Raw genomic sequence first — 12,479 nt, 5'->3', positions numbered from 1 at the left:
CTCCTTATTATGTTTTATCCCGCTATTTGTGGGCAATAAAACCCCCACTGATGATAGTTTCACTTTATATGGGTTATTATAGATATTTGCATGCAGACATATGCATAGCTAAATTTTTATATTGTATCTTTTTAACTTTAACGCTATAATTATAGTGTTAAAGATGGAATCGTGATATGACCTGTTATGAATCTATCGTTTTATTTATGAATAAATGGATTGGTATTTTAGCAAGATGTGCTAATAAACTACTCCACCATGATGATAGCGTGCCAAAAATATGGTGCGTATATTTTCGTGGTGGAGTTTTTTTATTCTCAAAAAGGGGGAAAGACCATGAATGACAACATGGTTCATATTACAATTGACGGAAAAAAGTATACAGCGGAGCCCGGTTCAACGATATTGGGCATCATTAATGAAAACGGGATTGAACATCCGCAAATTTGTTATGTACCAGAAGTAGACCCTATTCAAACGTGTGACACTTGTATTGTAGAAGTAGATGGAAAGTTGATGAGATCTTGTTCGACAGTGGCGACGGAAGGTATGAACATTGAATTGGCTTCTGGTCGTGCGAAAGAAGCACAAATAGAGGCGATGGATCGATTATTAGAAAACCATTTATTGTACTGTACGGTATGTGACAACAATAATGGGAACTGTAAATTGCATAACACTGCAGAATTAATGGAGATTGAACATCAAAAATATCCTTACGAACCAAAAGTAGATGTAAGTGAGGTTGATATGACTCACCCGTTTTATCGCTACGATCCTAATCAATGTATCGCATGTGGTCAATGTGTAGAGGTGTGTCAAAACTTACAAGTAAATGAAACGTTATCTATAGACTGGGAAGCCGAGCGCCCTCGTGTTATTTGGGATAATGGCGTAGATATCAATGATTCCTCATGTGTGAGCTGTGGACAATGTGTAACGATTTGTCCTTGTAATGCTTTAATGGAGAAATCAATGCTCGGTGAAGCTGGATTTATGACGGGATTAAAGCCAGATATTCTTGAACCGATGGTCGATCTTATTAAAGAGGTAGAACCAGGATATAGCGGTATTTTCGCAATATCAGAAGTAGAAGCGTCCATGCGTGAGACTCGTACGAAAAAAACGAAAACAGTATGTACATTTTGTGGTGTTGGTTGTTCATTTGAAGTGTGGACGAAGGGGCGTAAAATCCTTAAAGTACAGCCATCTTCAGATGCGCCAGTTAATGCAATTTCTACTTGTGTAAAAGGGAAATTCGGTTGGGATTTCGTAAATTCTAAAGAGCGAATTACGAAACCTTTAATCCGTAAAAATGGAACGTTTGTTGAATCAACATGGGAAGAAGCACTTAACGTAGTTGCAAGTAAACTAGGATCCATTAAAGAAGAGTACGGTAAAGGTTCTATCGGTTTTATTTCTTCATCTAAAATTACGAATGAAGACAATTATGTTATTCAAAAATTAGCTCGACAAGTATTTGAAACAAATAATATTGATAACTGCTCACGTTATTGTCAATCACCAGCAACGGATGGATTATTCCGTACAATTGGTATGGGCGGTGATGCAGGAACGATTAAAGATATTGCACAATCAGGTCTGGTTATTATTGTAGGATGTAATCCGACAGAAGGTCATCCTGTTTTAGCTACACGTGTGAAACGTGCGCATAAATTACACGGACAAAAGTTAATTGTAGCTGATCTTCGTAAAACAGAAATGGCAGAGCGTTCTGATATCTTTATTAGCCCAAAACAAGGAACAGACCAAGTATGGCTAATGGCTATTACGAAATATATGATTGATCAAGGGTGGCACAATCAACAATTTATTGATGAGAACGTAAACTTCTTTGATGATTTCAAAGAGAGTCTTACAGAATATACACTTGAATATGCAGAAGAAGTGACAGGTATTTCAAAAGAAATACTTATTCAAATGGCAGAAATGATTCGTGATGCAGATGGTACATGCATCCTTTGGGGGATGGGTGTAACGCAAAATACAGGCGGATCTGATACTTCTGCCGCAATTTCAAACTTACTTCTTGCAACAGGAAATTATCGTCGTCCAGGTGCAGGTGCATATCCACTTCGAGGTCATAATAACGTACAAGGTGCTTGTGATATGGGAACATTGCCAGGATGGCTTCCAGGATATCAACATGTTACTAACGATATAGAACGTTCAAAATTTGAAATTGCTTATGGAGTGGAAATAGGTAGTGAACCAGGTCTTAACAATATTGAAATGCTTCACGCAATTGAAGAAGGAAAAATGAAAGCTATGTATCTTGTCGGAGAGGATATGGCTCTTGTAGACTCTAATGCAAATCATGTACATGAAGTATTATCAGGCCTTGATTTCTTCGTTGTGCAAGATGTTTTCTTATCTAAAACTGCTCAATATGCAGATGTTGTATTACCGGCAGCACCATCTCTTGAGAAAGAAGGTACTTTCACAAATACTGAGCGCCGTGTACAAAGATTGTATCAAGTTCTTCCTACGCTTGGAGATACGAAGCCAGACTGGTGGATTATACAGGAGGTTGCGAATAAATTAGGTGCAAACTGGAATTATAGTCACCCAAGTGAAATTTTTGCTGAAATGGCAAGTTTATCACCACTATTCTCACAAGCAAGCTATGAAGTACTTGAAGGGTGGAATAGTTTCCATTGGGGAAGTTTTGATGGAACGAATACACCACTACTTTTCCAAGATGGATTTAACTTCCCTGACAAAAAAGCTCGTTTTGCGATTGCTGATTGGGTACGTCCAGCTGAATTCCCAGCAGAGTTCGACCTTCACATTAACAATGGTCGCATGCTTGAGCATTTCCATGAAGGGAATATGACAAATAAATCAACAGGTATTCAAACGAAAGTACCTGGTGTGTTCGTGGAAGTTTCTCCAGAACTTGCAAAAGAACGTGGAGTGAAAACAGGTTCATTAGTGCGTCTTGTCTCTCCTTTTGGAGCATTAAAATTACGTGCACTTGTAACAGAACGTGTAAAAGCAAACGAGTTATATTTACCGATGAACTCTACAGATAATGAATCGGCAATTAATTTCTTAACAGGTCCTGCTGTTGATATACGTACGAATACACCTGCTTATAAACAGACGAAAGTTCGTATGGAAGTGTTAGAAGTTGATGGCGAAAATCCGATGCCAAAAGCGAACCCGCGTAATAAAAAACGTCATCCTCAAGCTGGTATTGAGGTACAGCGTAAGTGGGCACGTCCAGGGTATGTGCATTTAACGGATAAGTAGGAGGAGAAAAATATGGCTGCACCTATAAAAACGATTCAAAGACAAGAATTAACTGAGGAAGAAATAAAACAGCAAAAATTAGATGATTTAAAAGAGCTTCTAGCTAATAATGAAGAGGCTTTAAATCAAATGTTTAATATTGTCGGGGAATTAAATGACATTGGAATGCTAGAAGCTGCAAATTCTATGCTAAAGGCGAAAGAACCAATCGCAAAGATTGTTCTTGGCCAAGTGACCCGTGAGCCTGTTACAAATTTAATTAATAATATGATGGGTGCTGCGGGTGCTTTAACAGAACTTGATCCGGAACTTACGAAAAAGCTTATAGGTAGCTTATTAGTAGGGTTAGAAGAAGGTAATGAACATCTAGAGAGTAATAAAAAAGTAGGGATATTCGATCTTATGAAAGTATTAAAAGACCCAGATATTAACCGTGCAATCGGGTTTGGGCTTTATTTCTTAAAAGGTATGGGAAAAGGGTTAAAAGACGAATAATCTTCATGAAGTGAACCTTTTCGTCTAAATGTTTGTACGAAATAGTTTGGGCGGAAGGGTCATTTTGGTAAAATATATACTAAAGTAAAATGAGGCTTTTGGGAGGTATAATTGTATGTCAAAAAAAGTACATGAATTTAACGATATGATTCGAAAACTTCGAAAGGAACTTTTCGGAAAAGGGCCAGAACGAATTCATACTGTATTTGCTGAAAATATGGCGATTGCAACACTTTATGGAAATTTGACACCTACAGAAAAATTCATTTCAAGTACTATGGACGGTGCGGAAATGGTTCATATGGCTAGAACGAAAATGATTCAAGAAGTGTATGCTGCGAATTCACGTGAACATTTGGAAGAACTTGTTGGAGCGAAATTAGTGAATTTATTTTCAGATATGAAAGTGGAAGAAGACATCGCAGTTTCTGTCTTTGTTTTCGATAAAAATATTACGTGAGGGAAGGATACTGATCGTGAAACCGATACAGGTAGAAAGAGAAGTTTTCCGTTATGAACAAGGGACGTTTAAGCCTATAGAGGACAGCATTGTAACAGAGTTTCCAGTCACGATTAAAATGAACGGACAGGAGTTTGTTACAATGGTTAGTACTCCAGAATATGTAGAAGACATGGTAATAGGCTTCTTAGCATCTGAAGGAATTATTCGGAAGTATGAAGATATTGATGACATATGGGTACAAGAGAAAGAAGGATTTGTACATGTAACGACGACAAAAGTGAATCCGTATTACGAACAAATGCAAAACAAACGTTATATTACTTCTTGTTGTGGTATGAGTAGACAAGGGTTTGTTTTTGCAAATGATGCACTAAACGCGAAGAAAATGAATGGTGTGCATGTGCAGGTTACTGCAGAAGATTGTTTTCGGTTAATGAAAGAAATGCAGCAATCTGCTGATACGTTTCGACATACCGGCGGAGTTCATAACGCAGCTTTATGCGATGTGAATGGCATTATTTTAAGCCGAATGGATATTGGTAGGCATAATGCACTAGATAAAATTTATGGTTATTGTTTAAAAAACAATATTTCTATAAAAGATAAAATTCTTGTTTTTAGTGGCCGTATTTCTTCGGAAATATTATTGAAAGTTGCAAAAATTGGTTGTGAAATTATACTGTCAAAATCAGCACCAACTGAGTTAGCTTTACAGCTAGCAGAGGAACTAGGTATTACTACAATAGGGTTTATTCGAAATCAGTCTTTAAATGTATATACGTATCCAGAACGTGTTTTAAATATAAAATAAGTAGAAGTGAGGCAATGAAGATGGAATCAGTTACATTAGACAAATTGCACCGTCCTTTAAAGGATTTACGTATTTCAGTTACTGATCGCTGTAATTTTCGCTGTCGCTATTGTATGCCAGAAGAAATATTTGGTCCTGATTATTCGTTTTTGTCTAGTGATAAAATTTTATCTTTCGATGAGATTGAAAGGATAACACGTATTTTCGTTTCTTTAGGTGTGAGAAAGTTACGGATTACAGGCGGGGAACCGTTACTTCGCAGAGGTCTTCCGCAGCTTATTGAGCGGCTTCATAAAATAGATGGTGTGGAGGATATCGGTTTAACAACAAATGGATCACTGCTGAAAAAGTTTGCTCCTGATTTATATAAGGCGGGGTTATCGCGTGTGACAGTTAGTTTAGACTCCTTGGAAGAAGAGCGGTTTTTCTATTTAAATGGTAATAGAAGTAAAGTGCAAAGGGTTCTGGAAGGGATACAAGCTGCAGCTGAAGTTGGGATGAAAATTAAAATAAATATGGTCGTTCAAAAGGGGGGGAATGAACAGGATATTTTGCAGATGGCACAATACTTTAAAGAAAATAAGCATATCCTTCGCTTTATAGAGTATATGGACGTTGGAAACTATAACGGCTGGGAATTAAATGAGGTCGTATCTAAACAAGAAATAGTAGATACGATTCATAAAGTTATGCCACTAGAACGGATAGAAGCAAATTATGCTGGTGAGGTTGCTACTCGCTATCGTTATATTGGGAGTGACGAGGAAATCGGAATCATTTCATCTGTAACAGATTCTTTCTGTTCATCGTGTACAAGAGCGCGCATTTCTGCAGAAGGAAAATTATATACTTGTTTGTTCGCTTCTAAAGGAAATGACTTGAGAGAATTGCTTCGATCTGGATATACTGACGAGGAAATTTCAGATGTGGTACGTGATATATGGAATAATCGAGAAGATCGATATTCAGATGAACGCTTAGGTAATAGTAATAAAAAAGCAGTACCTAAAATTGAAATGTCACATATCGGTGGTTGATATAAGAGTGATGTTATGTTGGGAAATATACAAATGGAAAATGTGCAATGGTTGTAGATTTTCTATTTTATAGTAAAAGTGATGATTGATATCTCTGTAAAAGATGTGCAGAGAAATTAAGCAGCATTCAAAAACCTTTATGTTGAAGAGGTTTTTTGAAGCTGCTTTTTTATTTGGAGAAAATGGAGGAATTGGTAATGGCATTTCATAAACCGGAAAAAATTGCTGAACTCGTAATTGAGGCCGGTGTTCAAAAAGTAAGCCAGACGCTGCCAGCAATGCTTATTCTCGGTTTTTTAGGAGGAGCGTTTATTTCATTAGGATTTTTACTTAATATTCGAGTTTTAGGTAATTTACCTGAACGCTGGGGAAGTTTAGTAAATGTTTTAGGAGGAGCGGTTTTTCCTGTTGGACTTATGCTCGTAGTATTAGCAGGAGGAGAATTAATTACCGGAAATATGATGTCACTGTCTATGGCACTATATGCAAAGAAAATTACATTGATAAGTGTACTAAATAACTGGGTTTGGATTACTTTTATGAATTTTGTGGGAGCGATTTTCGTTGCGTATTGTTTTGGCCATCTTGGCGGATTAACAGAGGGAGCTTATTTAAATAAAACATTAGCGATAGCTCAAGATAAATTACATGAATCATTTGGGAGAACTTTAATTTTAGCAATTGGCTGTAATTGGCTCGTTTGTCTTGCAATTTGGCTTGCTTATGGGACTAGTGATTTTGTTGGAAAGATAATCGGGATATGGATTCCAATTATGGCATTTGTTGTGATTGGATTTCAGCAAGTAGTAGCAAATATGTTTGTCATATCTGCAGTTATTTTTGCGGGTCATCTGACGTGGATGGATCTTGCTAAAAATTTTGTTCCAGTTTTTATCGGAAATGTAATTGGCGGAGCTGGATTTGTAGGATTCGCTTACTTTGCTTGTTATCAAAAACAAGACTCTAATGTGAAATAGATTTCTTGAAAGGAAGGGTATGCAATGGAGGAGCGGTATTCCCGGCAACAGTTGTTCAAACCAATTGGGAGTAAAGGACAAGAAAAATTTCAGAATAAACATGTGTTAATTGTAGGGGCGGGAGCATTAGGAAGTGCAAGTGCAGAAAGTTTCGTACGTGCAGGCATTGGGAAGTTGACGATTATTGATCGTGATTACGTAGAATGGAGTAATTTACAAAGGCAACAACTTTATTCTGAGCAAGATGTGAAAGGGAAAATTCCGAAAGCAATTGCTGCTAAAAATCGCTTGGAACAAATTAATTCGGAAGTAAAAATACAGGCTTTCATAATGGATGCAAGTGCAGAAAATATGGAAGGTCTATTAGAAAATGTAGATGTAATAATGGATGCAACAGATAATTTTGATATTCGATTTGTAATCAATGACTTATCACAAAAACATAATATTCCGTGGGTATATGGCTCTTGCGTTGGATCGTATGGTATGAGTTATACGATTATTCCGCAAAAGGCACCGTGTTTACATTGTGTACTGAAGAATGTTCCTGTTACAGGTGTGACATGTGATACAGCTGGGATTATTAGTCCAGCTGTTCAAATTGTTGCGGCATATCAAGTGACAGAAGCATTCAAAATTTTAGTAGAAGATTTCTCAGCAATTAGAAAAACCCTTTTCATGTTTGATGTATGGAGTAATCAACATCATTTTATTAAACTAGGAAAAATAAACACAGAAGATTGTCCGTCGTGCGGTATTAGTAGAACTTATCCTTATTTATCTTATGAAAATCAAACGAAGGTAGCTGTTTTGTGTGGAAGAAATACAGTTCAAATAAGACCGGTAGAAAATAGACGGTGCAACTTTGATGACGTAGAAAAAGTATTGAAAAGACTAGGGGAAGTAGATCGAAATCCGTATTTACTCTCTTGCCAACTAGATGAGTACCGCGTCGTTATTTTTCAAGATGGTCGTGTTTTCATTCATGGTACAAATGAAATTCCAAAAGCGAAACAACTATATTATCGCTTATTCGGTTAATAGAAAGGGTTGTTAATAATGGAAAGAAGAGTGCCAATTACGGTTGAAGAAGCTGTTCGGAAAGTGATGGGATTTGCTAACAGTGGCTTTAAGGAGCTATTGCCTATTGAATTAGCTTACGGGCGTATACTAGCAGAGGATTTAGTAGCTGACCATGATGTACCTTCATTTAATCGTTCACCGTATGACGGATTTGCTATTAGAGCAAAAGATACGAATTTAGCAAGTTATGAAACACCAATTGTATTTGAAGTAGTTGGAGAGGTTGGCGCAGGGTCGATATTCTATGAGAAAGTAGGTCCGTTTCAAGCAGTTCGAATTATGACAGGAGCACAAATCCCAAAAGGGTGTGATGCGGTTGTCATGCTAGAACTAACTCGTCAATATGAAGATGCTGGGAACGATTATATGGAAGTGAAACGCTCGTTCAAAACGGGTGATAATATTTCTTTTCAAGGAGAAGATGCTCGTAAAGGAACGGTTCTTGCAAAGAAAGGATCGTACATTCATCCAGGGATTTCAGCTCTTCTTGCTACGTTCGGTTATAGCGAAGTACCAGTTGCGAAAAAGCCTGTAATTGGATTGTTAGCGACTGGCAGTGAATTACTTGATGTAAATGAGTCATTAGAGCCAGGTAAAATTCGAAACAGTAATACGTACATGATAGTGTCCCAAATTCGAAGAGCGGGCGGAAGAGTAAAATATTTTGGGAAGTTTAGCGATGATTTTGATACGTGTTTCATGGCTGTGAAAGAAGCGTTAAGCCAAGTAGATATGTTAATTACAACAGGCGGTGTATCAGTAGGAGATTACGATTATTTACCAGCTATTTACGAAAAGTTAAGTGCATCGGTTCTTTTCAATAAAGTTGCAATGAGGCCAGGAAGTGTTACGACTGTAGCACAATTAAATGGAAAGTTGTTATTTGGCTTATCAGGAAATCCATCTGCTTGTTACGTGGGGTTTGAATTGTTCGTAAGACCGTGTATTTGTATGTATATGTTTAATGAAAAAGCACATTTGAAAAGAGAAAAAGCATTATTAGGAGAGGATTTTCTGAAACCGAATCCATTTACAAGATTTGTACGAGCAAAACTGACATGTAATGAAGGGCAATTAATTGTTTATCCATCAGGATTTGATAAATCTAGCTCGGTTTCTTCATTAGCAGAATCGAACGCTTTTATCGTATTACCAGGTGGGACGAGAGGATATAAAAAAGAGATGCTTGTCGATGTTCTTTTATTAGAAGATAACGAAGGTAGTGAATGGCCTTGGACATTTTGTAAAGTGAGAGGTGGTTCAAATGGAACAAGCGCTATTTGAGATTGTAGATATACCAATTTTAGTTGAAGGAGTAACGAATAAAGTGGCAAGAAGAGAAGCGGGTGCGATTACAACTTTTATTGGTACGGTGAGAGAATTAACAAAAGGAAAACGAACGTTGCATTTAGAGTACGAAGCATATAAACCGATGGCAGTAAAACAGCTTATGAGAATTGGTGAAGAAATTAATGAAAAGTGGCCGGACGCAAAAGTAGCAATTACACACCGAGTAGGGCGGCTAGAAATAATGGATATTGCAGTTGTTATTGCAGTTTCGTCACCGCATCGAAAAGTAGCTTATGAAGCGAATGAGTACGCGATTGAACGTATAAAAAGAATCGTTCCCATTTGGAAAAAAGAATTTTGGGAAGATGGAACGATGTGGATTGGAGATCAACTTGAAAATACACCATATCTAGAAAGAAAACCAAAGAAGGAAGAATGAGAAAATGATTACAATTTTACTATTTGCAAATTTGCGTGAGGAAGTCGGATCGGATCGATTAGTATTTTCAACAAAACAAGAAATGACTGTTCAACAATTAAAAGAATGGTTGAAAGATAGTTATCATTTGCAATCTTTGGATACAGTAATGATTGCTATTAATGAAGAGTTTGTAACGAACGAAGAGATGATAAAAGTTGGAGATACCGTCGCATTGATCCCACCTGTTAGTGGAGGTTAATTAGGACACTATTCATAATTTTTTATAGCGAGAGTCATCAAGACACTTATGTAGTTCAAAAAAACAGGTGGGAAAAGTGGAGATTTCTCTCATTAGTTGAAGCAATAAGAAGAAGTTGTATATAAATTCGAATACGAGAAGGGATGAGTTCTATGCTTACTCATGAACAAATCATGAATGCTTTAAAACATGTAGAGGATCCGGAGTTACACAAAAGTGTTGTAGAATTAAATATGGTTAGAAATATACAAATGAATGGAACAGAGGTTAGACTTGAGGTAGTGTTAACCATTCAAGGTTGTCCGTTAAAGGCGAGAATTCAACAAGATGTTGAAGAGTCCCTTCGCGCAATTGGCGCCTCTAAAGTAGATGTAACATTTGGTTCTATGACACAAGAAGAACGAGCTGCACTAACAGAAAAATTAAAGAAAAATAGTAGAGCGGAAACTGGAATGCCGAGTATGCTTCGTATTGATTCAGGCGTACGTTTTATTACTGTAACGAGTGGAAAAGGTGGAGTCGGAAAATCAACGGTGACAATTAATCTTGCTACTGCGTTAGCTCGTATGGGGAAGAAAGTCGGGATTTTAGATGCAGACATATATGGTTTTAGCATTCCAGCTATGATGGAAACGAATCAAAAACCAACGATGATTGATCAAACGGCAATTCCAGTCGTTAGTCACGGTGTTAAAATCATGTCGATGGGATTTTTTACAGAAGGAAATAATCCAGTCATGTGGCGTGGACCAATGTTAAATAAATGGATTCAAAATTTCCTTGCGAATACCTACTGGGGAGAATTAGATTATTTACTTCTTGATTTACCACCAGGTACAGGAGATGTTGCTATTGATGTTGCAGCGATGATCCCGCAGGCGAAAGAAATAATTGTTACAACTCCGCACAATGTAGCTTCATTCGTAGCTTCTAGAGTAGGTGTAATGGCGAAACATACGAAACATGAGATTTTAGGTATTGTGGAAAATATGGCATATTATGAAGAGCAAGATGGATCGAAAAATTATCTCTTCGGAAAAGGTGGCGGCGAAATGCTTGCAGAACAATTGCAAACAGAAGTGATTGCCCAAATACCTTTTGCAAAACGTGAAGAAAATAAAGGCTCATCTGTATATGATGAAGATTCTCTTGTTGGAGAAGTATTTACATCACTAGCAGAGGATATTATTTTTAGAGGATAAGGGAGGATATATATTATGGTGTGTAACATTGATCATTCTATTGAGGATGTAATGAATAAGCTTGAAAGTCAGAAGGGGTTTTTACCTGAAGTGATTTTTAAAGAGTTAAAGGAATTTTTGCAAGGTAATCATTTACAGGAAATATTAAATGATATCTTTCATCTTCTAAAAAAATATGACTTAGTTAGTGAAGAAGAACGAAAGAAGAGAAATGCACAATTATTGCTGATTATGAGTTAAATACTTTTTGGCTTTTACAGGAGGAGTGAATGTGATGGATATGAAAAAGATGATTGAAATGATAGAAGCAACAAAAATGAATGACGTAACATTATCGATTCCTCATTTACATCAGAAACTTGTGAAGTTGTATAGTCAAAAAGATGTTACAGAGTATATGGAGCTATTAAAATATATTTTATTATTATCTGTGCAGCTGGATTTACATCTCGTATTGAAATATTTTGGTGTGCGCCCGATCGTTGCTTCAGATGAGCGTATGCAATTTCAAGAGATATTTAAATGTTTAGCTAAGAAAGATGATAATGGAGAATGGTTTTTAAATTTTGTTTCTTTATATGTAGGATTACTTGTAGTTCTTCGTTTTGATGAAAAAGAGATTAAGAGAGGCTTTTTCAATGGTATGGCTACAGTAGGTGAAGGAAATGAAAGCGAAATATAAATGTATGCTCATAACATCTTTCTTTTTAATAGCTGTAATCGCGCTTTTCATTGGTTATGTAAATATGAATATACCTAATTAAGAAAAAGGAACTAAACTAGTTTACTAAAAAGTGTTCTTCAGTTGTTTCTATCGTTTTTTCATGTTACCATTAAGCGAATTTTTCATAGGGAGAGAAAGCGATGAAATGGATTTATTTTATTATTATTAATGTTATAGCTTTTAGCCTTATGGTGCTTGATAAACGAAAAGCAAAGAAGAAACAGTGGAGAACGCCAGAAAGTACGTTGTTTTTATCAGCGGCAGCTGGAGGAGCGGTTGGAGCGTGGATTGGTATGTATATGTTTCACCATAAAACTCATAAAAAGAAATTTGTTTTCGGCATACCGTTACTTGTTGTTATAACGGTATGTTTATTTTTCGCTGTATGAGAAATGTCGAAAGAAATGCAGATTGATTATTGGTAAAGTGATCATGTGAGAC

Annotated in this window: 14 protein-coding genes; all 14 read left to right on the top strand. The window is 36.6% G+C overall.

Translation table 11 applies throughout. The features are described from left to right. Positions 1-336: 336 nt before the first annotated feature. The 14 genes from fdhF (at position 337) to ACQKNR_RS00305 (ending at position 12,427) form a co-directional block, all read left to right on the top strand. Entirely contained in the window at positions 337-3,276 is a 2,940-nt protein-coding gene (gene fdhF, locus ACQKNR_RS00370) for a formate dehydrogenase subunit alpha (protein WP_427314550.1), read from the top strand. Positions 3,277-3,288: 12 nt separating this feature from the next. Beyond that, entirely contained in the window at positions 3,289-3,771 is a 483-nt protein-coding gene (locus tag ACQKNR_RS00365) for a DUF1641 domain-containing protein (RefSeq protein ID WP_427314548.1), read from the top strand. Between the two features lie 115 nt (positions 3,772-3,886). Then, entirely contained in the window at positions 3,887-4,231 is a 345-nt protein-coding gene (locus tag ACQKNR_RS00360; RefSeq protein WP_000039582.1) for a DUF2294 domain-containing protein, read from the top strand. 16 nt (positions 4,232-4,247) lie between these two features. After that, positions 4,248-5,045 (top strand): formate dehydrogenase accessory sulfurtransferase FdhD, encoded by a 798-nt coding sequence (gene fdhD, locus ACQKNR_RS00355; RefSeq protein ID WP_427314547.1) that lies wholly within the window; start codon positions 4,248-4,250, stop codon positions 5,043-5,045. Between the two features lie 20 nt (positions 5,046-5,065). Beyond that, entirely contained in the window at positions 5,066-6,082 is a 1,017-nt protein-coding gene (gene moaA, locus ACQKNR_RS00350) for a GTP 3',8-cyclase MoaA (RefSeq protein WP_427314545.1), read from the top strand. 197 nt (positions 6,083-6,279) lie between these two features. Beyond that, positions 6,280-7,059 (top strand): formate/nitrite transporter family protein, encoded by a 780-nt coding sequence (locus tag ACQKNR_RS00345; RefSeq protein WP_427314543.1) that lies wholly within the window; start codon positions 6,280-6,282, stop codon positions 7,057-7,059. A 24-nt stretch (positions 7,060-7,083) separates the two neighbouring features. Continuing rightward, positions 7,084-8,100: a molybdopterin-synthase adenylyltransferase MoeB gene (locus ACQKNR_RS00340; RefSeq protein WP_427314541.1), complete on the top strand. Its 1,017-nt coding sequence runs from the start codon at positions 7,084-7,086 to the stop codon at positions 8,098-8,100. An 18-nt stretch (positions 8,101-8,118) separates the two neighbouring features. Then, on the top strand, positions 8,119-9,426 hold the full coding sequence (locus ACQKNR_RS00335; RefSeq protein ID WP_427314539.1) for a molybdopterin molybdotransferase MoeA: 1,308 nt from the start codon (positions 8,119-8,121) through the stop codon (positions 9,424-9,426). Further along, on the top strand, positions 9,407-9,871 hold the full coding sequence (moaE, locus tag ACQKNR_RS00330; RefSeq protein WP_427314538.1) for a molybdopterin synthase catalytic subunit MoaE: 465 nt from the start codon (positions 9,407-9,409) through the stop codon (positions 9,869-9,871). The genes ACQKNR_RS00335 and moaE overlap by 20 nt, the downstream gene beginning before the upstream one ends. Positions 9,872-9,875: 4 nt before the next feature. Next, the gene (gene moaD / locus ACQKNR_RS00325) at positions 9,876-10,112 is read left to right on the top strand and encodes a molybdopterin converting factor subunit 1 (RefSeq protein ID WP_427314537.1); all 237 of its coding nucleotides are present in this window, start codon (positions 9,876-9,878) and stop codon (positions 10,110-10,112) included. Positions 10,113-10,264: 152 nt separating this feature from the next. Then, positions 10,265-11,314 (top strand): P-loop NTPase, encoded by a 1,050-nt coding sequence (locus ACQKNR_RS00320; protein WP_427314536.1) that lies wholly within the window; start codon positions 10,265-10,267, stop codon positions 11,312-11,314. A gap of 15 nt (positions 11,315-11,329) precedes the next feature. Next, positions 11,330-11,554: a hypothetical protein gene (locus ACQKNR_RS00315; protein ID WP_427314534.1), complete on the top strand. Its 225-nt coding sequence runs from the start codon at positions 11,330-11,332 to the stop codon at positions 11,552-11,554. Between the two features lie 34 nt (positions 11,555-11,588). After that, positions 11,589-11,996 (top strand): hypothetical protein, encoded by a 408-nt coding sequence (locus tag ACQKNR_RS00310; protein WP_427314533.1) that lies wholly within the window; start codon positions 11,589-11,591, stop codon positions 11,994-11,996. Positions 11,997-12,178: 182 nt separating this feature from the next. Beyond that, complete coding sequence (locus tag ACQKNR_RS00305) at positions 12,179-12,427, top strand: DUF1294 domain-containing protein (protein WP_427314531.1); 249 nt, start codon at positions 12,179-12,181, stop codon at positions 12,425-12,427. The last annotated feature ends 52 nt before the right edge of the window (positions 12,428-12,479 follow it).

Origin of the sequence: Bacillus sp. NPDC094077 (genome assembly GCF_050279465.1) — a bacterium.
Lineage (GTDB): Bacteria > Bacillota > Bacilli > Bacillales > Bacillaceae_G > Bacillus_A.
The sequence above is the reverse complement of the archived record's forward strand: the minus strand, read 5'-3'. Positions and strand labels throughout refer to the sequence as shown.